The sequence below is a fragment of the Lentzea sp. NPDC042327 genome (assembly GCF_040647275.1).
GTDB lineage: Bacteria > Actinomycetota > Actinomycetes > Mycobacteriales > Pseudonocardiaceae > Lentzea.
This window is the reverse complement of record NZ_JBEZBX010000006.1, coordinates 188344-213604: the sequence shown is the minus strand read 5'-3', so window position 1 is coordinate 213604 and position 25261 is coordinate 188344. Positions and strand designations below refer to the sequence as shown.

The 25261-nt window shown below is 72.5% G+C and carries 17 protein-coding genes; 7 read left to right on the top strand and 10 right to left on the bottom strand.

The window, feature by feature from the left end; genetic code table 11:
• Positions 1–229 precede the first annotated feature (229 nt).
• From AB0A63_RS17815 to AB0A63_RS17785, 7 genes are read left to right on the top strand one after another with little or no spacing between them, the layout of a single operon-like run.
• Positions 230–1411, top strand: coding sequence for a type III PLP-dependent enzyme (locus tag AB0A63_RS17815; RefSeq protein WP_360392035.1), 1182 nt, complete (start codon positions 230–232; stop codon positions 1409–1411).
• Complete coding sequence (locus AB0A63_RS17810; RefSeq protein ID WP_360392033.1) at positions 1411–1650, top strand: phosphopantetheine-binding protein; 240 nt, start codon at positions 1411–1413, stop codon at positions 1648–1650. Before AB0A63_RS17815 ends, AB0A63_RS17810 begins: the two co-directional genes overlap by 1 nt.
• Positions 1647–2729, top strand: coding sequence for an acyl-CoA dehydrogenase family protein (locus tag AB0A63_RS17805; RefSeq protein ID WP_360392030.1), 1083 nt, complete (start codon positions 1647–1649; stop codon positions 2727–2729). The genes AB0A63_RS17810 and AB0A63_RS17805 overlap by 4 nt, the downstream gene beginning before the upstream one ends.
• Entirely contained in the window at positions 2722–3663 is a 942-nt protein-coding gene (locus tag AB0A63_RS17800; RefSeq protein WP_360392027.1) for an acyl-CoA dehydrogenase family protein, read from the top strand. Before AB0A63_RS17805 ends, AB0A63_RS17800 begins: the two co-directional genes overlap by 8 nt.
• Positions 3660–4214, top strand: coding sequence for a 4'-phosphopantetheinyl transferase superfamily protein (locus AB0A63_RS17795; protein ID WP_360392024.1), 555 nt, complete (start codon positions 3660–3662; stop codon positions 4212–4214). Before AB0A63_RS17800 ends, AB0A63_RS17795 begins: the two co-directional genes overlap by 4 nt.
• On the top strand, positions 4211–6631 hold the full coding sequence (locus tag AB0A63_RS17790; RefSeq protein WP_360392021.1) for an AMP-binding protein: 2421 nt from the start codon (positions 4211–4213) through the stop codon (positions 6629–6631). Before AB0A63_RS17795 ends, AB0A63_RS17790 begins: the two co-directional genes overlap by 4 nt.
• Positions 6621–8894 carry a condensation domain-containing protein gene (locus AB0A63_RS17785; RefSeq protein ID WP_360392018.1) on the top strand — a complete coding sequence of 758 codons (2274 nt, stop codon included), beginning with the start codon at positions 6621–6623 and terminating at the stop codon, positions 8892–8894. The genes AB0A63_RS17790 and AB0A63_RS17785 overlap by 11 nt, the downstream gene beginning before the upstream one ends.
• Here the strand turns inward: AB0A63_RS17785 and AB0A63_RS17780 are convergent.
• The 10 genes from AB0A63_RS17780 to AB0A63_RS17735 are packed head-to-tail and all read right to left on the bottom strand — an operon-like array spanning position 8859 to position 25249.
• On the bottom strand, positions 8859–9491 hold the full coding sequence (locus AB0A63_RS17780) for a GTP pyrophosphokinase family protein (protein WP_360392015.1): 633 nt from the start codon (positions 9489–9491) through the stop codon (positions 8859–8861). The two genes, AB0A63_RS17785 and AB0A63_RS17780, sit on opposite strands and share 36 nt — an antisense overlap.
• Positions 9492–9507: 16 nt before the next feature.
• The gene (locus tag AB0A63_RS17775; RefSeq protein WP_360392013.1) at positions 9508–12633 is read right to left on the bottom strand and encodes a hypothetical protein; all 3126 of its coding nucleotides are present in this window, start codon (positions 12631–12633) and stop codon (positions 9508–9510) included.
• Positions 12630–13592: a hypothetical protein gene (locus AB0A63_RS17770; protein ID WP_360392011.1), complete on the bottom strand. Its 963-nt coding sequence runs from the start codon at positions 13590–13592 to the stop codon at positions 12630–12632. Before AB0A63_RS17770 ends, AB0A63_RS17775 begins: the two co-directional genes overlap by 4 nt.
• Positions 13589–14500: a MoxR family ATPase gene (locus AB0A63_RS17765; protein ID WP_360392008.1), complete on the bottom strand. Its 912-nt coding sequence runs from the start codon at positions 14498–14500 to the stop codon at positions 13589–13591. Before AB0A63_RS17765 ends, AB0A63_RS17770 begins: the two co-directional genes overlap by 4 nt.
• Positions 14497–15723 (bottom strand): toll/interleukin-1 receptor domain-containing protein, encoded by a 1227-nt coding sequence (locus AB0A63_RS17760; RefSeq protein WP_360392006.1) that lies wholly within the window; start codon positions 15721–15723, stop codon positions 14497–14499. Before AB0A63_RS17760 ends, AB0A63_RS17765 begins: the two co-directional genes overlap by 4 nt.
• Positions 15720–17828, bottom strand: a complete 2109-nt coding sequence (locus AB0A63_RS17755; protein ID WP_360392003.1) for a DUF4231 domain-containing protein — start codon at positions 17826–17828, stop codon at positions 15720–15722. Before AB0A63_RS17755 ends, AB0A63_RS17760 begins: the two co-directional genes overlap by 4 nt.
• A complete protein-coding gene (locus AB0A63_RS17750; RefSeq protein ID WP_360392000.1) occupies positions 17825–18898 on the bottom strand; it encodes a hypothetical protein in 1074 nt (357 codons plus the stop codon). The genes AB0A63_RS17755 and AB0A63_RS17750 overlap by 4 nt, the downstream gene beginning before the upstream one ends.
• On the bottom strand, positions 18895–19899 hold the full coding sequence (locus AB0A63_RS17745; RefSeq protein ID WP_360391998.1) for a hypothetical protein: 1005 nt from the start codon (positions 19897–19899) through the stop codon (positions 18895–18897). The genes AB0A63_RS17750 and AB0A63_RS17745 overlap by 4 nt, the downstream gene beginning before the upstream one ends.
• Positions 19896–22079 (bottom strand): hypothetical protein, encoded by a 2184-nt coding sequence (locus AB0A63_RS17740; RefSeq protein ID WP_360391995.1) that lies wholly within the window; start codon positions 22077–22079, stop codon positions 19896–19898. The genes AB0A63_RS17745 and AB0A63_RS17740 overlap by 4 nt, the downstream gene beginning before the upstream one ends.
• A gap of 14 nt (positions 22080–22093) precedes the next feature.
• Complete coding sequence (locus AB0A63_RS17735; RefSeq protein ID WP_360391992.1) at positions 22094–25249, bottom strand: tubulin-like doman-containing protein; 3156 nt, start codon at positions 25247–25249, stop codon at positions 22094–22096.
• Positions 25250–25261: the final 12 nt, after the last annotated feature.

Sequence of the window (25261 nt, the reverse complement as noted above, 5' to 3'; positions counted from 1 at the left end):
ACCCCCTGCTTCCGCCGGCATCTGCAAGTACCACCAACTCAACATCAACAAGCACTTTTCCACTGCCGACAGTGCTTCCGGCCGCCCGCGGGCGCAGGCCTGGTCCGAAGGGCGGCGAGCATGTCGGTGGTAGTTGAGGGCGATTCGATCATGTGTTGGTGGTACTTGCAGACGCCCTTGGCAGCAGCGGGGGTGGGCGGGGCTCACGGCCGAGTGCTCAGGGGGACGCGTGGCTGAGTACGTCTACGACCTGGACGAGGTGCGGCGCTGTCACGCGCTGCTGCGCTCGTCGCTGCCGGAACCGAGCGAGATCTACTACTCGCTCAAGGCCAACCCGCACCCGCTGGTGGTGCGGGCGTTGCGGGAGCAGGGCTGCCTGGCCGAGGTGTGCTCGCCGGGCGAGCTGCACGTGGCGCTGGAGGCCGGGTTCACCGGCGAGCAGCTGCTGTACACGGGTCCCGGCAAGCGGGACGAGGACCTGCGGGAGGCGGTGAAGGAGGGCGTCACGCACTTCTCCGTCGACTCGCCGTTCGGCCTCGACCAGCTGAACGCGCTGGGCGTGCCGGTGCGGGCGATCGTCCGGATCAACGACGAGCAGCCGGTGCCCGGCCACGGCTTGACGATGACCGGGGTGCCCTCGCAGTTCGGCGCCGACCTGACCTGGGTGCTGCGCGACCCGGCGGCGTTCGGCTCGCGCGAGCACGTCTCGGTCGCCGGCTTCCACCTGTACATGGGCACGAACATCAGCGACGAGGACGCGTTGCTGAACCAGTTCCGGCAGGCGGCGCGCACGGCCCGCCGGCTCGCCGACGAGACCGGGCTCGCGGTCGAGGTCCTCGACCTCGGCGGCGGGTTCGGGGCACCGTTCGCCAGGTCGGGGGAACTGCCGGTCTTCCCCGGCCTGGCGGACGGCCTCGCCGACCTGCTGGACGAGACGTTCCCCGGCTGGCGGACCGGTGCGCCGGTGGTGGCGTTCGAGTCGGGCCGGTACCTGACGGCGACCTGCGGGACCCTGCGCACGCGCGTCCTCGACGTGAAGTACTCGCAGGACCGGCCGGTGCTCGTGCTGGAGTCCGGGGTGAACCACCTCGGCGGCATGTCGGGGCTGCGCAGGCTGCCGCCGATCGTGCCGGACGTGCAGACGGCCCAGGACGACCCGGCGCGGTCTCCGGTGCCGGACACGATCGTCGCCGGCCCGCTGTGCACACCGGTCGACACGTGGGCGCGCGCCGCCGAGGTCGCGCCGGTGTCACCCGGTGACGTGGTGAGCGTTCCCAACGTCGGTGCGTACGGGCTTTACGCCTCGCTGGTGGCGTTCCTCGGACATCCGCTGGCCGACGAGGTGGTCGTGGACGGTGGTGTGGTCGTCGACGAGTCGCGGCTGGAGATCAGACGAGAGAGGGGTTTGTAATGGACGCTGAGTTCCCGGCCGTGCTGCGGCCGTTCCTGAAGTACGCGGGTGCGGGCACCATCACGCCCGAGTCGTCGTTGCGCGATCTCGGACTGGACTCGATGCGCGCCATCGAGCTGCTGTTCGCGATCGAGGACAACTACCGGGTGTCGCTGCCCGACGAGCTGCTGACCGACGCGACGTTCGCGACCGCGGGCAGCCTGTGGGCGGCGGTCGACTCGTTGCGGGTCGCGTCGTGATCCCGGCGCTGGAGAAGGTCCTCGCGGTCACCGCCGAGCACGCCGGCCGCTGCGACGCCGATGCGGCGTTCCCGGTGGAGGCGCTGGAGGCGTTGCGCGACAGCGGGTTGCTGGCGCTGCCGGTCGTGGGGTCGGTGCGCGACGTCGTGGACGTGACGCTGCGGCTCGGGCGCGAGGACATGTCCGTCGCGATGATCTACGCGATGCACTGCCAGCAGGCGTTCGCGCTGGTGCGGCACGCGCCCGCGCTGGTGGACCGGATCCGGTCCGGCCGGGTGTACCTGGCCTCGGTGACCACCGAGAAGGGCAAGGGTGGACACCTGCTGTCGTCGGAGTCCACTGTGGACTGGGTGGACGGCGCTCTGCGGATCGACCGGGACGCGCCGATCGTGACCGGCGGCGTGCACGCGGACGCGTTCCTGGTGACCGTGCTGGCACCGGACGCGACGACGCCGACGCAGGTGTCGCTGGTGTACGCGGACCGCTCGCAGCTCGACGTGGTCGAGGTGCACGGCGGCTGGGACCCGCTGGGCATGCGTGCCACCCACAGCGTGCCGATGCGGCTCGCCGGTGTCGTTCCCGCCTCCCAGGTCGTGGGCGCACCCGGTGGGTTCCGCGACGTGGTGGCGGCGACCTTCGGGCCGCTGGCGCACCTCGGCTGGGCGGCGGCGTGGCTGGGTGCGGCGTCGGGCGCGTTCTCCCGCGTTCTCGGACTGGTGCGCGGGTCGTCGCGGCAGTTCGACCCGTCGTCGGAGCTGCTGCTGACGCGCGTGGCGCGGATTCGCGAGCGGCTGGACGTGGTGCACGCGTTGCTGCAGCACACCCTCGACGCCGACTTCTCGGTCGGCGCCGGGCAGATGCTGGTGAACACGTTGAAGGTGCGGGCAGCGGTCGAGTGCTTCGCCGCGGTCGACGAGATGGTCGAGCTGGTCGGGCTCCGGCACGGGTACATGCGGTCCTCCGACCTGGAACGGGTCTTCCGCGACCTGCGCTCGGCGTCGTTGAACTACTCGAACGACCGCCTGCTGCTGGCGAACGGCGCGCTGGCGTTGCTCGATCGGCAGGTGCGCCTTGCGTGATGCGTGGCTGGAGCTGGACACGAGCACGGCCGACGTGTCCGCATTGGACGGACGCCACCCGGTCGGGGTGGTGCTGGCCTGCTGCGTCCAGCTCGCCACGGTCCTGCCGCTGCTGCGGGACAACGGACATCCGCTGGCCGGCGCGGTGGAGGCCGGTGACGCGGTGGTGGCGCTGGCCGCGACCGACGACGTGGGCGCGGGGTCGGACCTGATGTCGATGGGCACGACGGCGAAGCTGTCGGACTCGTCGGTCGCGGTGTCGGGCGTCAAGCGGTGGATCACGAACGCCTGCCACGCCTCGCACGCGCTGGTGCTGGCCCGGCACAAGCCGGTGCGGCACTTCACGAGCTTCTGCTGGGTGCTGGTGCCCCTGGACGCGCCGGGCGTGCGGGTGACACCGGAGCCGACGTCGCTGTTCGACGGTGCGGGCATCGGCGCGATCACGTTGGACGAGGTGGTCCTGGACCGCTCCGCCCTGGTCGGGCCACCCGGACGCGGCCTGGCGTCGTTCGCGGTGCAGGTCGCCGCCGAACGCCGCGCGGGTGCCCTGTGGGCGGTGGCGCTGTGCCGGCGGGTGCTGCGGGACGTGCGGGCCCGGCTGGGCTCGCGGGCGCTGGGGGAGGGCGTGCTGTGGGACAACGCGGCGGTGCGCGAACGCTTCGCGCGGTGCGTCGTGGAGACGTGGCGGATGGCGGCGGTGTCGGCGGCAGCACCGGACATGGCCTCGGCGATGGCGTTGAAGGTGGCCGTCGCGGACGGGCTGGACGTCGTGCTGCGGGAGTGCACGCAGCTGCTGGGCGCGGACGCGTTCACCCACGGCGGGATCGCGGAGCTGCGGGCGGCGGTGGCGATGTTCGGGATCGCCGGCGGTGCCGTAGGGGCGATGCTGGCGGGCGTGGCGGACCACGCGGACGACCTGCTGGAGGTCCGGTGAGGGTCGCGGTCGCCGCCGTCGGCGACGTCACCCCGCACGCCGTGGACGTCCAGGCCGCGGCCCACCTCCCCGCCGTGCGCGCCCGTGAGTTCGCCGCCGCCAGGGGCCTGCTGCGCAGCCTGGTCGCCGAGCTGGGCGAGGGGGAGATCGCGGCGCGCGAGAGCGGGCAGCCGTACCTGCCGGAGCACCCCGACCTGGCCGTCAGCCTGGCGCACGACGGCGGGTACGTCGCCGCCGCGTGCCGGCGGGGCAGGGGACTCGGGGTCGGCGTGGACGTGCAGCTGCCGGTACCCGCCTCGGACGGGTTGTTGCGGCGGTGCGGGGTGGCGGAGCTGGCGGAGTTGCCGGAGGGGGAGCGGGACTTGGAGTTCGCCTGGGTGTGGACCGTGCAGGAGGCGTGTGTGAAGGCGACCGGCGAGGGCCTGTCGGGCCGGCCGTGGTCGATCCCGGTGGCCCGCGGGCAGGCCAGCGGGACGTGGCGCGGCGTGCGGTGGAACCGGCTGCGCACCAGCGCGGTACCGGTGAGCGTGGCGTTCCTGGAGGCACCGTGATCACCGGGCTGAGCTGTTACACGACGAACCTGGTCGCCTACCTCGCCGGTGAGTTCGCGGGCACCGAGGCGACCTTCGCCGAGTCCGTGCGGCTGGCGGTGCGCACGGACCTGGACGAGCTGGCGTTCTCGCACCACCGGTACCCGCTGAACCGGCTGCCGGACGGCACCCAGCTCGCCTACGCCACCGGCGACCCGGTCAGGGGCATCACCGACGAGCTCGAAGAGCACGGGCGCTGCCTGGTGGTCACCGACAACGCCAAACTGCCGTGGTCGCCGAGCAAGACCCCGGCGCCGCACTGGGTGCTCGTCGAACGCCGCCGGCAGAACCGCTGGTACGTGCGCGACGGGTTCGCGGGCCTGCTCGCGGACGGCGAGCAGCACCCGTTCGCCGGCTGGCTCACCACCGAGCAGCTGCTCAAGGCCATGCACCCGGACGACTGGACGCCGGAGCAGAGACTCAGGAACGAGCACGTGTTCGGGTTCCCGCTGCACCAACCCGACGGTCAGCTCTGGCTCAGAAGAGAACGAGGACCCGGTGTCACGCCCCACCTCGACGGCGAGTGGCTGCGCACGGACGAGGAGGTCCTGCCGTTCCTCGCCGACCGCATCACCGAACGCAACCTCGACGACCTGTGGACCGCGGCGCAGCACCGGGCGTTCCGGCACCGGCTGCTCGGCCACACCGACGCGGGCACGGCCTGGGAGGGCCTGCCCAAGGCGCTGCGCTTCGCCGTCGACTCCGCACGCAGGGGCCGCCCGCGCGCGTCGCTCGTGCACAACACCCTGCGTCACCTGCTTGAGCTCGAAACCGATCTCGTCCCGGAGGCAACCGTGCTGACCACCCGCTCGCTCTACGACTGGTTCCACGCGTCGGCGCAGGAGTACCCGGACAACGTCGCGATCGAGATGTCCAGCGCCACCCTGACCTACGCCGAGCTGCAGGAGGCCGTCGAACGGGTCAGCGCCGCCATGCTGGAGAACCTCGGCCACGCGCCGAAGCGGGTCGGGCTGATGACCTCGCGCAGCCTCATCGGCTACATCGCCTACCTGGCCGGGCTGCGGCTCGGTGCCACGGCGGTCGCGCTCAACCCCGCCGCGCCCGCGGTCCGCAACCTCGGCATCACCGAGGACGCCGCCGTCGACTTCACCATGATCGACGACAGCTCCGGCGAGGGCCTGGAGGAGTACCGGGCCAACGCGCGGGTGCCGCTGTTCGACATGACCGGCGACCGCTGGCGCAAGTTCCTGTTGCCGGACAACGAGATCGCCATCCCGGACATCATCCGCCCCGACCTCGACGAGGGCTCCTACGTCGTCTACACCAGTGGCGCCACCGGCAAGCCCAAGGGCGTCCCGGTCACGCACACCAACGTCAGCTGGTTCCTGGCCGAGGTCATGAAGCGCTACAAGCTCAGCCCGGACTGCCGCGTCGCGCAGACGTTCGAGATGTGCTTCGACGGCTCGATCCTGTCGATGTTCGGCGCGTGGGGCTCCGGTGCGACCCTGGTCGTGGCCGAACGCGGTGACGTGCTCACGCCGGTGAAGTTCATCAGCGGCAAGCGGCTCACCCACTGGATGTCCGTGCCGTCGCTGATCTCGTTCGCCAAGCGCCTGCGCGCACTCGCCCCCAACAGCATGCCGACGCTGCGGCTCAGCTCGTTCGGCGGCGAACCCCTGACCGTGGAGCAGATCGAGGCCTGGACCCAGGCCGCGCCGAACACCGCGGTGATCAACTGCTACGGCCCCAGCGAGGCCGCCTGCATCGTCACCGCCTACGAGGTGCCGGCGAACCCGGAGGACCGGATCGTCACCTCCAACGGCTCCGCGCCCATCGGCACCGTGTTCGACCACCTCGACTACGTGCTGTTCAACGACGAGTTCGAGCCGCAGGAGGACGACGGCGAGCTGTGCGTGCGCGGCTCGCAGCGGTTCCCCGGCTACCTCACCGAGAGCGAGAACATCGGCCGGTTCGTGGCGTGGAAGGAGGGCGAGACCCGCGGCACCCTCTACGACGGGACGAGCCCGGTGTCCGACGACCTCTGGTACCGCACCGGTGACCGGGTCCGGCTGGAGAGCGGCGAGCTCGTCCACATGGGACGGATCGACCACCAGGTGAAGGTGCGCGGCAACCGGGTCGAGCTCGGCGAGATCGAGTCCGTGCTGCGCCGCCACCCCGGCGTCGTCGAGGCGGTCGTGCTGGCAGTCACCGCGGCGGACGGCGAGATCGACCTGCACGCGTTCCACACGGGCGCCGAGGTCGGCGAGGACGAGCTCATCAGCCTCACCGACACCCTGCCGGTGTACATGCGGCCGCGCGCGTTCCACCACCGCGCGGACATCCCGCTGACCGACATCGACAAGGTCGACCGCAAGCGCCTCCTCGCCGAGTTCTTGGAGGCACAGGGTGTTCGTTAGTCCCGCGACCGCGATGCAGGAGTCCGTCTGGTGGATCCACCAGCGGGCCCGCAACAAGTCCCTCTACAACCTCACCTGGCGGCTGCTGTGCGACCGCCCGCTCGACGTCGACCGCCTGCGGTCCGCGTGGCAACGCCTCACCGACCGGCACGAGGCGCTGCGCACCGCCGTCCAGCGCACCGGTGACCACATCACGCTGACCGTGCACGACACCCGCACGGCCCGCCTGCACGTCGTCGAGGTCGACCACGGCGACGAGGAGCTGGCCCGCCTCATCGCCGAGGAGGTCCAGGAACAGCCGATCGACCTTGCCGACGCCCCGCTGGCACGCCTGACGTACGTCCGCATCGGCGACCGGCACGAGCTGCTGCTCACCGTCCACCACGTCGTGCTGGACGGCTGGGCGATCCAGCTGCTCGTGGCCGAGCTGTCGGTCGCCTACGAGGGCGGCGAGTTCGACGACGAGCCCGTGCCGTTCACGGTCTACGCCGCCGAGCAGCACGAGGCCCGCGCGAGCGGCAAGTGGGACAAGTCGCTCGACCACTGGCGGTCCGCACTGGACGGTGCGACCGCCACCACGGTCGCCGCCGACCACGCCGGCCGCTTCGGCGTCGGCGCACCCGGTGTCGTCATCCGGCACACGCTGAGCGCGCAGGCGAGCGCCGGCCTCGCGGCACTCGCCAAGGCGTCGTTCGCCACGCCGTTCGCGATCATGCTGGCCGCGCTGGAGGCCGTGCTCGCCCGCACCGCCGGTGCCGACATCAGCGTCGGTGTCGTCGCCGCGAACCGGATGAGCGTCCGCGACCAGGCACTCGTGGGCTACACGGCGAACCTGTGCGTCGTGCGAGCGTCCATCCAGGACACCGACACCGTCGCGCAGGTCGTCACGCGGGCCCGTGACGGCCTGTGGCAGATGTTCGCGCACCAGCACGTGCCCTACCCGGCCGTGTTCGCCGCGCTGCCGGCGGCCACGCAGGCGTCGCTGACCGACGCGTCCCCGCTGCTCGTCAGCTACCTCGGCCAGATCGGCTTCGACCTGAAGCTCGGCGACGTCGGCCTCACCTGGCTCGCGAGCCCCAACCGCGCGGCCCGCGCCGACATGTCCATGTCGTTCGCCGAGGTCGACGGCGGCCACCGCGCCGAGGTGGAGTACAACACCGGCCGCTACGACCGCGACACCGTGCTGCGGCTGCTCGACGACCTCGACACCGTGCTGTCCGCCGACCCCGCGCTGACCGTCGGTGAGCTGCCGATCCGGACCCGCGCGGTCACCGGCCACGTCGAGACCGAGGTCGTCGAACACCAGGCACTGCCCGCCGGAACCGAGTGGGAGGTGATCGCGGAGGAGTGGGCCGCGCTCGTGGAGGAACCGCCCACCGGTCCCGACGCCGACTTCTTCGCCTCCGGCGGCCACTCCCTGCACGTCGTGCGGCTCCTCGCGGCCGTGCGCGACCGGCTCGACGCCTCCGTCGACATCGCCGACTGGCTCGTCGACCCCACCCCGCGCAGGCTCGTCGCCCAGCTGCAGAGCACCGGCGAACAGGCCGCGCCGAGCACCCTGGTGACCCTCCAGGACGGCCCCGGCACGCACCTGCACCTCGTGCACGGCGCGGGCGGCGGCGTCCAGGACTACCGCGACCTCGTGGCCGCACTGCCCGACGACTGGCGCGTCACCGTCTCGCAGGAGGTCGAACCACTGCCCACCCTGCCGATGATGGCCCGCGCCTACCGCACCGACCTCGACCTCGCCGGCCTGCGCCCGGACGTGCTGGCCGGCTGGTCGATGGGCGGCCAGATCGTGTTCGAGATGACGGCCCGCGACCCGCAGCCGCCGCTGGTGGCCGTGATCGACTCGACCCCGCCGATCAACCAGAACTACCCCGAGGGCATCGAACGCGAGTGGTTCCAGATGTTCGGCCGCAACCTCATGGCGTCGTTCGGCGTCGAGGGCGAGTTCACCGACACCCTGGTGATCTCCGCGCGCCTGGCCCAGGCGGGCCACCACGTGCCGGCGCACGTCCTGGACGAGCGCTGGGAGGTCTTCCTGCGCCACGCCCAGGCCTCGGCCGCCTACCGGGCCCGCGGACCGCAGCAGACCCGAGCCGTGGTCGTCGCCGCGGACCTGCTCGACAGCCAGCTCGACATGTGGGCGAGCCTGACCGACGCCACCACGCACCGCATCGACGCCGACCACTACGGCGTCCTGCGCGGCGAAGCGGCCCGGCAGCTAGCGGTCGTCCTGGTGGATGCGGCGGTGCAGTGACTCCATCCGCTCGTCCAGCTGCGCGGCGATCAACGCCGACGACATGAGCTCGTCGACGAAGTCCGCCGGCGGCCGGTCGTCGTACTTGTAGAACAGCTTGTGCTCCAGCGTGGCCCAGAAGTCCATGGCGATGGTCCGCAGCTGCACCTCTACCTTCACGTGCTCCACCCGGTCCGACAGGAACACCGGGATCCGCACGATGAGGTGCAGGCTGCGGTACCCGTTCGGCTTGGGCACCGCGATGTAGTCCTTGGTGAGCAGCACGTCCACGTCGTGCTGGCGCGCCAGCATCGCCGACACCCGGTACACGTCCGAGACGAACGGGCAGACCACCCGCACCCCGGCGATGTCGTCGAGGTGGTCGCCGATCCGGTCGGGGTCGAACGGCACCCCCTTGCGCCGCAGCTTCTCCAGGATGCCCTCCGGCTTCTTGACCCGGTTCGTGATGTGCTCGATCGGGTCGTGCCGGTGCACGGAGTCGAACTCCTCGCTGAGAATCCTCAGCTTGGTCATGAGCTCTTCGATCGCGAACTTGTAGACGAGCAACCTGCGTTCGAGGTCGCGCAGCAGGCTGAGGTCGTCGGCCAGGTCGGTCACGGCTCCAGGGTAGCGATCACACCGACCCGCCCTCCCACTGGTCACGCAGCGCAACCGCCGCGGCCAGCTCGTCCTCTGCCCGCTTGTGTCGCTGGTAGAGGCCTATCGCCTCCTCCAGCGCGGACAGGTCGCCGGTGGTGCGGGACCGGTCGACGAGCACGCCGGCGAGCGCCAGGTCGAACCGTTCGGGTGATGCCTGCGCGGCCTGCCGGTACAACGACACCGCCTCGTCCAGGTCGCTCGCCGACCCGGTCCACCGCCACCGCCCAGCCAGTGCCGCGGCGTAGCGGTGGAGGTGGGCCCACTTGTTGGCGGCGTGGAGCCGGGCGGCCAGTGCCACCGCCTCCTCCACGGCGGACAGCGCGAGCTCCGGCTCCCCGGCCTCGCCCGCGCGTTCGGCGAGGTTGACCAGCACCTCGCAGAGCTCCGGCTCGTACTCGGCGCGCCGCACCCCGGCCAGGTCGCGCAGGATGGTCACGGCCTCCCGCACGTCGCGCAGGGCGTGCCCGGTGTTGCCGCTGCGCGCGCGTTGCCTGCCCAGGTTCGCGAGCGCGGAGGCGAGGGTGGAGCCCGGTTCGTCCCGGCGCTTGACCTGGAGCGTCCGCAGCCGCGACTCGGCCTCCTCGGCGACCGCCAGCGCCTGCTCGGACTGGTTCAGCTCGCCCAGCAGCCCGCTCTGCAGGACCAGCGACTCGCACAGGCCGGTGGTGTGCACGCGGGGTTCCCGCACCACGAGCCTGCGGTACCCGTCGGCGGCCTTCGCCGCTGTCGTGAGGGCCGCCTCCAGCAGACCGGCACGAGCCTGGCTGCGCGCCAGCCGCAGGTCCAGCGGCGCGTCGCGCTCCGGACTCGGCGCACCCTCCGACCGCAGGTGGTCGACCAGCGCCAGCTCCAGCCGCACCACGGCCGGGTCGAGGTGCACCTCGCGCTCGTCCGGTGGTGGCAGAGCGCCGTGGATGCGCTCCAGCAGCTCGGTGTCGGCGTTCGCCAGCGCCGTCATGATCGCCGCCGCGCCCGCGCGGACCAGCAGCTCCGGCCGGGAGTGGACGATCGGGTTGAGGAAGCCGGTGGCGAGCCGGCGGAACCGCGCCGACGCGTGGGCGAGCGCGGCCATCGAGTGCGGTTCGACGCCGGGGTCTTCCGGGAACGTGGCCGTCGCGATCGCATCGAGCAGCCGCACCGCCCAGTCCGGGTCGACGCCGAGATCGGCGTCCTTGTCCACCAGGACGCCCGCGAGCAGGTCGTCGGCGAGCTGGCACGGGCCGAGCGGGTCGAGCGCCTCCTGGTCGAGCGGGTAGAGCCGCTCGTACGCGGCGAGCAGCGGTCGCCAGTCGTGCTCGGCGTCGATCAGCTCGAAGTGCAGGCACAGGTCGCGGGCCGCGCCCACGTGCAACGGCCGCAGCAGGGTCGCGAGGAACACCAGCGCGGCCAGCTGCCCGTCGTGCTCGGGTGCCCGCCGGGTGCGGAAGACGTGCTCGTGCCGCAGCACCAGCTTCGCCGCGCCCGCGTAGCCCCTCCTGGTCTTCCTGGTCAGCGCGTCCAGCGCCGCCGCCACCGCGACGAGCTCGACGTCGTCCTGCGACGTCCACGGACCGCGCGGGTCGCGGGCCGGGTCGAGGTCCGCCGACATCGCGTCCGCCATCACGTCGATCGCCCGCCGGTACAGCTCAGTGCGTTCCCGCGGCGGGTCGGCGTCGAGCCGCTGTGCCGCCCAGTGCACGTCGGCGGCCGGGAACGCCCGTGCGACCGCGTTCCACCACGACCCGGCGTCGAGCGACAGCAGCAGCACCCTGGTCCGCGCCGACCCGTCCAGCAGCGCCGCGAGCATGCCCCGCAGGTGCTGCGGGTGCCACGAGTCCGCGCGGTCCACCACGAGCAGGACGCCCTTCGGCCCCGGCTGCGGCTTGTCCGACCGCAGCCACTGCGCCGCCGCCGGGTCCTGCCGCCCGCGGAACACGTGCCAGCCCTCTCGTTCGCCCGCCGCCGCGATCTGGGTGGCCAGCCGGATCCGCTGCTCCTCGGTCCAGCCGTGCAGCAACCTGACCGCGCAGACCTCCTCCTGCGCCAACCAGCCGTGCAGCTTCGACAACGCGCCGGGGTCGGCCGGGATGGTGTCGAGCACCCTCGTCAGCAACGCCACCGGCTGGCCCGCCCGCGCCCGTTCGCCGGTCTCGAACCGCACCGGCTGCAGCCAGAACCGCGCCGGCTCGCCCTGGGCGCCCTCGACCTGCACGAGCACGGGCGAGGCCTGCACCCGGTCGCCGACGGCCTCGGGGATGTCGAAGACCCGGCCGTCCAGCGTGCGCAGCCGGACCGGGCCCGGTCTCACCGGCCGGAACGGCGGTGACTGCCCGATGAGGTGCCAGTCGCCCTCGCTGTTGCCGTACTCGACCAGCTCCACGAGGGGCGGCACGTGGTGCGGCAGCCGGATGGTGACCCCGCCGTCCACGCCCTCGCCCAGCACGAGCACGCCGTCGTCCCAACGCACCCCGACGCACCGGCGCATGGTCGAGTCGTCCTGCCCGTGCGCCACCGGGATGAGGATCTCCTCGATCACCCGTGCGTCGACGTGCTCCGGCTCCGCGGTGATGTCCTCGGACCGCGTCCTGCGCGCGTTCAGCACGGCGTGCCAGCCGTCGGTGCTGCGCAACACCTCCCGCGGCAGCCGGTGCACCGCGTCAGCCACCCAGCCGGCCACGCCGTCGCGGCCCTGCACCACCATCGCCTTCGACGCGCGTCGCAGCAGCGCGCACGCGACGGTGAACCCCTCCTCGCCGCCGGTGCACGCGTGCCAGGTGACGTCCTCCTCCAGCGCCAGCGCGGGGGAGAGGTTGCGGTGGCTGCGCAACATGATGGCGCGCAACGTCTCCAGCGCCGCCTCGTCGTAGCGGGCGAGGCGGTCGCGCAGGAGGTCGAGCAGGTCCGAGCGCAACGCCACGACCTGCGGCTGGCGTGCCCCGACCCAGTCGCTGAACCAGAAGTCGGACTCGGCACCCACGTCGAGGTGGGGCAGCACGCCGAGGCGGACCGCCCTGACCAGCTCGGCCTCGATCCGGGTGGCGGTGCTCAGCGCGACGGCGAGCTGCACGTCCGGGGCGACGCTCGGGCGGTCCAGCTCCTCGCGGAGGCGCTCGCGGATCACGACGTCCGCCCCAGCGCCGCCCGCACCGCCCCGACGGTGGTGACCCGGTCCCAGCTCACGACCGGCATCAGCGAGGTCAGCCACCCCGGCCACCGGTCGCGCGGGAACGGCACGAGCGCGACCACCCGGCAGCGCCGGCGCCGCAGCCAGCGCACGTAGGGCTCCCAGACCTCCTGCTCGGCCCGCCCGCGGCGGATGCCGAAGCCCGCGAGCACCAGCACCGCGCGGTCGGGAGCGGGGTGGCGGTGGCCGCGCTGCATCCGGCGCGGTGAGCCGGACAGCACGCTGACCTCGGTGAGGGAGGCGCCGATGACGCTGTTGACCACGCCGACCAGCGCCTGCTGGTCGCGCCAGAACAACGACATGCCCTCCGAGCGGTCCATCAGCACGTGGGCGCCGAAGCGCAAGGTCGGGTGGGCGAGGCGGGGCAGCTCGCTCACCGCCCGCGCCGACGCCAGCTGCTCGACCAGGGCGGGCACGTCGACCTCGGTGTCCGGCATCCGGCGGGAGAACAGGGCCTGCACCACCGCGGAGGTCGAGGCGCGGCGCAGCAGCGGTTCGTGCGGTGGCCGGCGCAGCAGCTGCTCCGGGCTCAGCACGGGCAGGTCCGGCACCGGCAGCCACGGGCGGTCCGGCTCGCCCTCGTCGTCCCACGAGACCTTCAGGCCCACCATGGGGTCCTGCTCCGTCCGGTACGACGGCGGCTGCTCGAAGTCGCCGAACCGCCTGCCGGTCTCCTCCGCCTCCGGCATCCGCGTTCGCACGTGCTCCTCCGGCGGCGGCAGGGGCTGCGGTTCCGGTGGCGGCGGGGCAGCGTCCTCGACGACCGGCGGTGTGCCGTGCTCGATCCCCAGCAGGCGCTCGATCTGCCGCACCAGCGCGGGATCGGGCTCCCGGCCCGGCGGCGTCTCGGCGGCGACCGCCCTGACGAGATCGCCCAGCCAGGCCGCCGCCGTCACGGCGACCACCCCGGCGCGGCACCGGTGCCCGCGTCCTTCTCGAAGATCATCTTCAGGATGGGGTCCAGGTCGAGGTGCGTCGTCGACTCGATGCCCTCGCCCAGGCAGGCCCGGATGGCGTCGATGAACTCGGCGGTGCTCGGCTGCCTGCGCTGGTCGGCGCGCGCCTGCTTGCGGGCGTCCTGGAGCTTCCGGATGAGGTGGTCCAGCGGGTACCTGCGGTCCCTGCCCACGTGGCTCTCGGCGATCTTGCGCAACGTCGGCTCGTCGTGCGGTTCCAGCTCGTGGACGACGCACCGCCGCACGAACGCCGGGGGCAGCTCGCGTTCCTGGTTCGACGTGATGACGATCAGGCACCGCGGGTCCGCCACCTCCCGCACCTCCCTGGCCTCGCTGAGGTCGGTCACCGTGAACAACCGGTCGGCCAACGGCACCAGCAGGCTGTTCGGCACGTCCGGGTCGGCCTTGTCGATCTCGTCGATGAGCACGACCGCGCCCGGCCGCCTGCGCTCGCCGGTGTTCCAGGACGGGTGCGGTTCCTTGGCCCGCTTGAACGTCAGGGCGCTCGCCCGGTCGAACGCCCACCACAGCACGCCCGGCGTGACGTAGTCGTCGTCCCGCCAGTCCCGCACCTTGAGCTGCGCGTCGCCGAGCCGGCGGACGCTGTCGAACGACCACAGCAGGTCCCTGGCCGAGGTGCGCGCGGTGACCACGTGCTCGTAGTAGCGCAGGTCGTCCCGGTAGGCGATGTTCTTGGCCAGGCTGGACTTGCCCGACCCCGGCGCGCCGAAGAGCAGCAGCGGCCTGCTCGTCGCGGTCGCCACCCGCACCGCGAGGTCCAGCCCCGGCGGCCGGACGTACCTCTTGCCGTCCGTCTCGACCTGCGTCGTGTCCGTTCCGGTGCTCATCGGCCCGCCTTCTCGATCCTCAGGACCTCGCGGATCTTGTCCATGGCCTTGTTCGCTTCGAGCTCTTCGCGGTGTTCGATCACGACGGTGCCGTAAGGACCGAGGTGCTGGTCGAACTTCTCACCGACGGGGTCGGTGCCCGGATCGACGACGAGCACCACCACCACGTCGGGCCACAGGTCCCGCACCGCTCGCGCGGTGTCCAACCTGGACCGGAGGTTGCGACCGGCCTCCAGCACGATGTAGTTCTTCGCGTCCTCCTCCCACTGGTACTGGTCGCCCAGGTGCAGCGGGATCTCGCTCGGGTCGCCGACCGGAACGTCCCCGCACGGCCGGACCTCGACGTTCTCCTCGTCCCAGCAGGTGGCCCGCCGGACCAGGTGCACGCCGGTGTCGACGCACACGCCGGGCCGCTGCGCCTTCGGGACCGGGTTGCCGGTGCTCAGCACGCACACCTGCGACGGCGTGTGGGGCGGGATGCGGCGGGCGAGCGACGACTCGATCCAGCTCGGTTCGATCAGCTCGGCCAGCATCGCCCTCGACTCCGGGCGCAGCCGCTTCACCAGGTCGTGCTTGAGGAAGACGAACAACGCCTTGACGACCTTGTGCAGCCGCGACTCGAGGATGCGGTAGGCGAGCCTCTCCCGCGGCAGCAGCGGCGGGAGGTCTCGCACGGGGTCGAACCTGCGCAACGCGTTTGCGAGCATCCGTTCGTCCTCGGGCAGGTAGTAGGCGATGCGCTGCACCCAGGACATCTCCTCCGGGGTGAGCGCGGCCATCACCTCCGTGCCCAGCAACGTCCCCAGCTCGTCGAGCACGACCTGGCCGTCGTCGCGGACCACGATGTTGTGCCGGTCCCGCACCAGTTCGGTGAACTCCTCGCACCCGGCCTCCTCGACGTCGGCGCGGGTGAGGCCGATCAGGACCGGGATGACCCGGAAGTCCCGGCCGCGGTCGATCATCTGCCGCGTCTCGCGCCTGACCCACTTGCTGCGCAAGGCGTTCTCGTCGAGCAGCACGACGCCGACGTTGCTCTCGTTGACCACCTCCCGGATCCGCTCCTGCCACCGGTCGCCGAGGTGGAGGAACTCCCGGTCGGCGCGCACCCGCCAGGCCGGCAGCGCGTCCCACTCCAGCAGCTCCTCCAGCAGCCGCGCCGCGACCCCCTCGGGAGCGGGCGAGGTGCTGTGGCTGATGAAGACGTCCCACCGCAGGTCGGTCATCGCTGGTCCTTTCCGGCCGCGGACGGGGTGAGCTGCGCCACCCAGTCGTCGTTCTGCTGGGCCAGCACCCGCTCGCACTCCGCGACGAACAGGTCCTGCGCCGCCTCGTCCGGCTGGTCGGCCAGCGCGGTGAGCAGGCGGTGCAGGTCGGCCGCGGTGCGCCGGTACCGCACGACGAGGTGCTCGTAGCCGGTGAGCGTGATGTGCGCGGTGATGGCACCCGCGATCGTGGTGAACACACCGATCCACAGCACGACGTGCCCGCCGACGACCGCGCCGACCGCCGCCAGCACCGTGGCGGCGACGCCGAAGCCGAACTCGGCGAGCCGGGCCCGCTTCAGGGAGGTCTCGTACCGGTCCGCCTTCGAGACGTGGTGGGCGATCTGGTCCTGCACCCGCAACCGGGTGTAGGTCGTGATGCCGGTGATCCCGGGCGACTTGGCAGCGGTCGCCGCGGTGGCGATCGGCAGGAGCTCGTCGACGTGCCGCCTCAGCCGCTGGTCCGCGTCAGCGCGCCGGTACGGGTCCGCGCCCGCGAGGTAGCGGCACACCTCGGACTTCAGCGACTCGGAACGCCGGCGCGCGTACGTCCACTGCTTGCGCTCCTCGGGTTCCAGCTGCTTGCGCATCCAGGTGCCGATCGCCACGACCGCGGCGGTGGCACCCGCGACGAGCGCCGCTGCCCAGCGCGGCCCGGTGGTGAGCTGGGCGGCACCGACCGCACCGACCGCACCGGACAGCAGGCAGCCCAGCACGATCAGCCGGAGCGCGACCACGTACCTCTTGTGCTGCCCGGCTTTGCGCGACCACGCCTCCTGCTCGGACCACGCCCGCTCGACGAGCCTCGCGTCCACCGGCGGTCTGGCCGGCGGCGGTCCCACCGGTTCCGGCGGCAGGTGGTGGATGCCCTGCTCGGCCCGCCAGCGCCGGGCGAGAGCCCGGTCGAACCCGGTGACACCGCGGGACTCCAGGTAGTCGACGATGAACGCGACGAGCGTGCGCGGCACCGCCACGTCCTCGACCCAGGCGAGCACCTGGTGGTCCACCGCCGAGGCGTCGAGCGCGTCGAGCAGCCTGGTCAGCCGTTCCAGCCGCCGGTGCAACGGGTCGTCGCTGTGCAGGATCCCGGCCAGGGCGTCGCCGTCCACCACCGCGACCGCGGGTCTGCGCGGTCCGGTCCTCGGCAGGCCGGTCACCTCGGCCGGCGCGGTGGGCCCGGCCGGTTGGAGCGGCCGGACCGGTGCGGTGGGTCCGGCCGGCTGGAGCGGCCGGGCCGGTGCGGGCGCCTCGTGCCGGTCAGTCATCTCCACCACCTCCACCACCTCGGTCACCGGCTCGTCCGGCACCGCCGCGACCGCCGTGGTGGCCGCCGGCACCTGCTGGCCGTTGAGCATCGCCCGCGCCTGCTTCGTGGTGTGGTCGCCGGACCGCACGTCGTCGTTGACGTCGATGCGCACCCGTCCCTCCTGCGGTTCGACCAGCGCGGTCGGCCGCTCGGCGAGGAACACGACCCTGGGCAGGTTCGGCTTGTCCTCGTCGCTCTTCTCGTAGGTCGAGAACGTCCACTCCTGCTCGGGCCACAGCGACCGCAGCCGCCAGACCACCGGCAGCCGCAGCTCCTCCGGCACGCCGATCACGCTGAAGGAGCTGTCCGGCCTGGCCAGCACCGCGGTCGCGATCGGCACCAGCACGGGATCGTCCAGCTCGAACGGCCGGGGGCCCGGGAAGTCGGCCGGGTCCGGCTTCGGCAGCTGGAGGCTGACCGGCCTGTGGTCCAGCCAGCGGTCCCACCCGACCAGGCGCGGCAGCAGGTCGTTGATCGCGGCGCGGTCCCCGATCACCGCGTGCGCCACGTTGCGCCCCACGTCACCGGGCTGACCGGAACGGCGGACCAGCGCCGCGGTGCCGTCCGCGAACGCGACGTGCGTGAACGACGCGCGCGGCGGTGGTTTGCCGCCCGGCTCGCTCAGCAACCGCGCGTAGAGCATCAGCTTGCCGTCCCAGTCCTGCCAGCTGTCGTTGTCCCGCACCGGGAACGACGCGGAGTACAGGCTCATGCCCTTGCGCTCGTCCGGTGCGAAGACGAGTTGGTCGAGGTCGCTCACCTGCCCACCTCCGCCGCTTGCGGGTGCGCGACCAGCCCCGCCATCGCGAGCAGCGCGAGCAGCGGCCGCAGCACCCTGGCCGGCCGGACGCCGCGGGGGAACGTGTTGTTGTCGTCGGCTTCGGCGCCGGTCGCCGACACGACGTGCAACGTGCTGCGGTGGAACCGCTCGAACACGTCGAGCATCGGCCTGGCCTCGTGCTGGTCCAGGAACGCGTAGACGTCCCTGCTCTCGGCGCGGAACTGGGCCGCGTCCAGCGGTTCGCGCAGGTCGTCGCGGCGGATCCAGTGGTCGATCGGAGCCTCGTAGCGCAGCTCGTCCGCCTTGGTCAGCACCACGGCGACGGGCAGGTCGCGCGCGTCCTCGCGCCGCCCGATCCGTTCCAGCGCACCGGAGAACGCCGGGTTCGTGCTGACCCGGCCTGCGCCGTGCAACGCCGGCACCGCGCCGGCCGGGTGGTCGACGAACATCAACGCCGTGGCGCCCAGCACGAACTGGCCGCCCAGCCCCTGCGGCCCGGACGTGACGAAGTCCTCACCGGCCACGTCGAAGAACACCAGCGGCCTGGTCGGTCCATTGTTGCTGCGCAGCAACAGGTACGTGGTGACGTCCTCGTTGAGGAACTCGGTGGCCTCCAGCTTGTTGCCGAGCATCAGCTGGTCGATCTCGCGCTGGAACGCCGAGTGCCGCAGCTCGTCGGCCGGTTCGAAGACGAGGCCGTGGTGGCGCAGGTCGCCGCGCAACGCCTCGTGGATCATGCTGGCCAGCAGGTGCGTCTTGCCCGACCGGCTGCGCCCGACCAGCCCGATGACCACCGGCGTGCCGTGGTCGCGGTAGGAGACGGGCAGGTAGTGCTCCTTGTTCTCCTTGCTGGTGTTGGGGCACCGCACGTAGCAGCGCGCCCGGCGGTCCTGCTTCTTCACGGGGTTGTTGATGTGCGAGAGGTCCGCGCGCACCCAGCGCGCGCCACTGCTGTCGACGACCCGCCGGTACAGCTCGTCGTCGCACCAGGAGAACAGCTCCAGGCAGATCGGGCACTGCACGCGGGTGGACTCGGGAGGCGTCGTCATCGGGTGACCACCAGCGCCACGACCACCGCGACCGCGAGGAACACCAGCAGCGCCAACGGGAGCAGCGGGACCGGCTTGCGCTCCGGGCGGGGCGCGAACCGCCTGACCGGTGGTGACGGCGGTGGCTGTTGCTGCCGGGGACCCGTCGCCTTGACCGGCCGCAGGGTGTCGAACCGGTCGTAGCCCGCCCGCATCAGCGCCGTCGTGTCCGTGGGCGGGAGGAGCGGGTCGCGGTCGTTGAGCCGCTCCAGCACCTCCAGCGCCGTCGGCCGGTCGGCGGGGCGTGCCGCGAACACCCCGCGCAGCAGGGTGGCCAGCTGCTCCGGCTGCGCGGTGAGGTCGGGCACCGCACCCAGCTCGACCCGTTTGCCGGTGACGAGCTCGTACACCATCCGGCCGGCCGCGCGGACGTCGTCGCCGGTGTGCGCGACGGAACCGTTGCGCGACAGGCCGGAACGGGTCGGCTCGCCGGGGTTCACCGCGTGCTCGAGGTTCACCAGCTGGGCGGTGGCGCCGTCCCAGCACAGCGACGCGAGCCCGACCGAACCGTGCACCAGGTCGACCGCGGCGAGGTGGGCCAACGCCCGGAACACGCCGACCATGAACCGGCGCCGCTCGTCGATCAGCAGCGTGCGCGGGCTGCCGTCGAGGCACTTGCCGACGTGCGGTTCCAGCAGGACGAACGGGGTGCTCGAGTCGAAGTCGTACCCGACGATCCTCGGCAGCTCCGGCACCGGTCTGGGGTAGCGCGCGTGCAACCGGACCAGCGCCCTGATCTCGTTGTCCAGCAGCATTTCCGCGATCGACGCGTCCAGCGGGTTGCCGGTGAGCGGGAGCGAGCGGCGCAGCAACGTGGTGCCGTCGTGGGTCTTCACCCGGTGGGTCACCAGGGCCGAGTCGCCCGCGGGTTCCGGTTCCAGCACCCGCACCAGCCACGAGGCGGGGCGGCCTGCCGGGTCGCGGCCGGTCAGCGTGTCGAAGTTGGTGCCGGCGAAGGTCATCGCGGCTCTCCCTGCTCGTGCGGAGGTTCGGCGTGCTCGGTCACCGCGTGCACCCTGGACTCGACGTACCTGGCGAGGATCGGGGTCAGCCGCAGCGCCCCGACCGCGTCGCCCCTGGTGCGGACCACCTCGCCGGTGTCGGCGGGCGGCAGGTCCATGTCCGCGGAGGCGAAGTGCAGCACCACCGCGCCGTCGGCCTGCAGCAGCCGGATGTCCTCGGCCGCGCAGAGCTGGGTCATCCGGCTGCGTTCGGTGAGCAGGAGAACGCGCCTGCTGGCGTCGGAGCTGCGCCACAGCGTCGCGGCGAGCCGGCGGCGCGGTCCCTCGTCGGTCACGAACGGCGGCAGCTCGCGCAGCCCGGCGTGGTCGAGGTGGTCGTTGTAGCCGGACATCAGGTCCTGCGCCCGCAGGAAGGCGCGGCGCGAGTCGCCGGACAGCGGCATCTGCGAGGCGATCTCCTCGAACGACGGCCGCAGCACCTCCAGCGCGATGGCGACCAGGTCGTGGTGCAGCACGTCGGCCAGCCCCGCCGAGCTGTCCCCGCTCAGGACCTGGCCGCCCTCCTCGCGCCGGTCGCGGATCACGTCGGAGAACACCCCGGACACCGCGTCCAGCCCGCCCGCGACCACCAGCAGCGCGTCCGCGAGCCGGCGGTTGCGGTCGGCGGGCAGCCACCGGTCCTCGATCGTCCTCGTCACCTGCTCGGTCAGCTGCCGGGTGAGCGCGGCCGCCCTGCGCACCGGCACCGCGGCCGTCCACGCGTCCACCGCCCGGTTCCAGCCCAGCACCACGGCGACGACCGCCGAGACGCCGAGTCCCGCCGCGACAGCGGCACCGGCGGCGGCGCCGGGGGACGGCACCGCGCGGAGGAACACCCCGGCGGTACCGCTGACCGCGGCGACGAGCGCGGTGACGGCGAGCTGCGGTCCCGCCGCGGGCGAGCCGGGCGTGCGGGCGAACAGCAGCGCCACCAGGAACAGCCACAGCACCGCGAGCCCCGCGGCGGGCCACCAGCTCATCCCCGGCAGCCAGGAGGCCAGCAGGCACGTCACGAACACCACCGGGAGCAGGTGCGCCATCGGCGTGGGCCACGGCCTGAACGGCGGCGGTGCGGTGAGCCCGCGCATCCACGTCGCGGCGTCGGCGTCCACGACCTCGCCGGTGACCGCGAGACTGCGCGTGGCGCCGAGCTGGTTGCCCAGCCCGCGGGCCTGGTCGGCGAGACCGGGCAACGTCCTGCCACCGGCGAGCTCGGTGGTGACCGCCTTGCGCAGCGAGTCCGCGAGCTCGACCGAGTTCACCGGCGCCGGTGACGGCAGGCCCTGCGCCACCAGCTCCGTCGGCGGCGGGTAGCCCTCGGCGAGGCTGGAGTCCACGTCCTCCAGCACCCGGCGCGTCAGCCCGTGGTACCTGGCCACCGCCTCGCCGGCGTCGGCGAGGCGGCTGAGCACCACCCGGTGGGTCCTGCCGGTGCCGAGCAGCCCACCGAGGCCGCGCAACGCGTCCACCGCCCGCGACGCCGCGGCCACCCGGTCCCGAGCCGCCGTCATCGCCTCGTGCAGCGGTGATCCCGGCAGCACCGGCACGGTCTCGCCATCGGTCGCCCCGCGCACCACGGACGCGAGCTCCGCGGACTCGCGGTCGTGCAGCCGCGCCGCCACCCCGGTCGCGACGAGCTGCCGCAACGCCCGCAGCTTCAACGCCCGCGTCAGCCCGGGCTCGACCGCCGCGTAGTCCACCGCGACACCGGGGTTCGCGCTCTGGTGCGGCATCCTGCGCACCTCCTGCAGCACGCGGTCGAACACCCCGGGGAACCGCAGCGCGGCGAGCAGGTCGTCCACGGTGGACTCACCGCGGCCGGCGCCGGGAGGCTGCGACCCGCCCTCCCACGGCACCCCCGGAGCGTCGTTCACCCACAGCGTCACGCCGACCCCAGTGAGCGCGGACGGCATGCGCAGCACCGGGCCGTCGCCGTGGTCGAGGGGACCGACCGCGACCAGCACGACACCGGTGACCTGCGGCAGCCGGGCCAGGCGCTCGTACCACTCCGGGTGCGTGCCCAGCGCGTCGGTGGTGTCGACGACGAGGACGCGGCTGGACGGGCCGAGCTCACCGGCGTTGCGGCGGCGCAGGTTGGTCGCGTAGGACCGGCCCTCCGGCGTGCGGAGGTCGAGCGTCATCACGGGATCGGGGTTCACGGGCGCAGCCACTCCGGGTCGCGGGCGACCCACTCGCGCAGGTCCTGCAGGTTGTCCTGCAACGGGTTGTTGACGCCGCGGAACGGCAGCCGCAGGGCGCTGGAGAGGGTGTCCTCCCAGAACTCGCGCAGAGCGTGCAGCCGGCGGATGCCGCTCTCGCCGGACCGCTGCCGCAGCTCCTCGTCGACCATGTCGAGCTCGCCGGCCGCCATGCCGACGATGCGGTCGTAGAGGTTCGAGGGTTTCGACGGCCTGCTGTCCACCCCGTTCGGGGTCGAGGCGATCAGCTTGGCGCAGAAGTCGCGGCGGATCTGCTCGTCGTCGGTCAGCACCCACGCCTCGTAGGCCGACAGCACGCTGGCCCAGCTGGACATGCGGCCGAACGGTTCGAGCGGCAGCTTCATCGTGGCCTGCGCGCCCTCGCCGAGCCGCACCAGGATCGCGGTGGGGGAGTCCTCGTCGCCCTCGACGGCGATCTGGTCGTTCCAGGCCGCGCACAGCAGGTGGTGCAGGATGCGTTCGCGGTGCTCGGGGATCGTGGCCAGGTAGCCGAAGTCGAAGCCGAGGCGTTGGCGCCAGCGCAGGAAGTCCTGCTGCTCCTCGTTCTTCAGCGCGTCGGACCAGTGCTTGAGGACCTCGCGGACCTCGGGCACCTCGGTGAGGCCCATGGAGCTGCGGAACAGCACGACGGTGATCGACTCGGCGGCGATCGGGCGGAACTCGACCACGGCGCCGGTGCGCGGGAGCGTGACCTCCTGCTGCAGGTACTTCTCCAGCTCGAAGTCCTTGGTGCCGGCGGGGTAGCTGAACAGGATGCGCATGCGGCCGGTGCCGCTGGGCGCGAACCCGCCGGGCACCAGACCGGCGAGCTTCTCCCGGAACTGCGCCAGCTCGTCGTCGCCGACCGCCACGCCGGGCTTGCCCGCCGCCGCGGCCAGGAGGTCCTGCAGCGCGGGCAGCAGGGCGCGGTGCTGGCCGTCGCGGTAGGAGAACAGGCGCTTCACCGCCTGCTTCACGCGGTCCTTGACGTGCGCCACCGCCAGGGTCGGCCCCCGGCCGTCGAGCACCATGTCGTAGGCGTGCTTCCAGCCCTCCTCCCCGAGGATCTCGGTGACGAGGTCGCCGGGGGTCGCCGTCGGGTGCAGCTTTCCGCCCTGGTGCACGTAGAAGTCGACGAACCGGCGCACGACGGCCTGGTAGAAGGGCTCCAGGTCACCCTGGCGCGGCAGCAGGTACGTGACGCCCACGCGCTGCTGGTAGAGCTCGCGGGCACGGGCGGTGAAGCGGCGCTCGCTCTGCCGTGCGTGGTCCTCGAAGGCGTTGACCAGCGACAGGACCTGCTGCTGCACGGCCTTGAGCTTGAGGTCCCAGCGCACGGCCTGGTCGTTCCACGCGGCGTGCCAGACCCGGCGGGCCCGCCACGCGTACCACTCGTCCTGCCGGGCGAGTGCGGCGCGCACCGGCGGGTCGGAGAACTGCAGCTTGCGCAGGAACCTGCCCTTGATGTCAGCGGAGGCGGGCGGGTTCAGCGTCATCCCCGGCGGTGCCAGCGGTTCGCCGCGGCGCAGCTCCAGGATTCGCGCGAAGCCGAGTGCGCTGGCCTCGTCCGAGAGGCCGTCGTGGCCGTTCAGCACCCGGCGCAACCGGAACAGGTCGATCTCGCCCAGCAACGACTTCACCGCGCGGCCTGCGTCGAAGGTCTGCACCAGGTCCGGGATCTGCCGGGACAGCTGCTGGTCGAGCGTGCGCAGGCCGGACTCCATCGTCCTCGCGCGGGTGGCCAGCGCGCGGGTGATCGCCTCGGCGCCGGACACCGCGGAGACCTCGTTGATCGGCACGGGTGCCCGCAGCCGCAACGGGTCCAGGTTGGACTCGGTGAAGAACCGCTCGATGAAGGACGAGTTGTTCTCCGCCTGGCCGGAGCCCGGCTCGTCGAGCTCGTTCACGGCCGCGGCGAGCAGCCGGGCGCTGATGATGTCCGCGATGTCGTCGACCGGCACGGTCATCGACGCCACCGAGCTCGTCGACACACCCCGGTTGCCGATGCCGGTCGGTGCGGGCACCTCCCGCTCGACGGCGCTGTTGATGAAGCTGTCCGCGAACGACATGTACGTCTGCGCGATGGCCTGGCGGCCGCCGTCGCCGTCGGTGCCGAGGTCGGTGCCGATCAGGGACAGCACCAGCGACACGATGGAGCGGTGCAGGTCGTCGCGCTGCACCCCGGCGCCCTTGCCGAACAGGAACGCGGTCTGCACGGTCGAGGCCCGCAGCCGGATCTCCTCGCGGTCCGGGTACCGCACCGACAGCGTGCCGCTGATGCCGGAGCTGTCCAGTTCGGTGCCGGCGACCTGGGCGTTCTGGTCGTCGACGAGCCGGAAGAGGTCGAGCAGCGAGCGGCCCGCGTTCAACCGCGCGGCCCGTCCGCCGCCGAGGCCCTCGTCGAACGCGGACGGCATGAGCACCAGCGGGAAGATGCGGGCGCGGTAGTCCTGGTGCGCGAAGACGTCGCCGATGAGGTGCAGGAAGTCGAAGAAGATGCCGCTGCCGGTGCCGCCCGCGACCGAGAACGCCACGAAGACGTCGCACGACAACGACCTCTTGCCACCACCGAGCAGGGCGAGCTCGCCGAGCGAGTTGTTGATCGCACCGACCGCTTTGCGCAACGGTGCCTGCGCGGCCGACGTGCCACCGCGGAACGTCTCGAACAACGCCGCCCTGCCCACCGTCGGCAGCTGCCCGGCGCCCCGCGCCAGCGGGCCGATCCGCGGCTCGCCCAGCGGGGGCGGCAGCCAGGTGTCGACGAGCTTCGGGGTGGCCAGGCGCAGGCTGCGCGCGACCTCGGGGTAGGTGTCGTGGTGCGGCACGAGCTCCCGGACGAGGTGCATCGTGCGTTCCGCCGCCGGCAGGTACTCGGGATCGGGCACCACCCGGCGTTCCAGCGCCCCGAACTCGTCCTCCGACAGGTCGGCGTAGACGAACTGCAGGCACGACGGCAGCTGGTAGGGCAGGAAGTTCTTGCCCTGCATGCGGTGCTGCAGCTCCGTGCCGTCCGGGCCGCAGAGCTCCTCGCGGAGCCTGCGCTCGAGCTCGGCCCCGACGCGACAGCCGGTGCCACCCAGTCCGACGTACATCATGGGCTGGTAGATCTGCATCGTGGTCCTTCC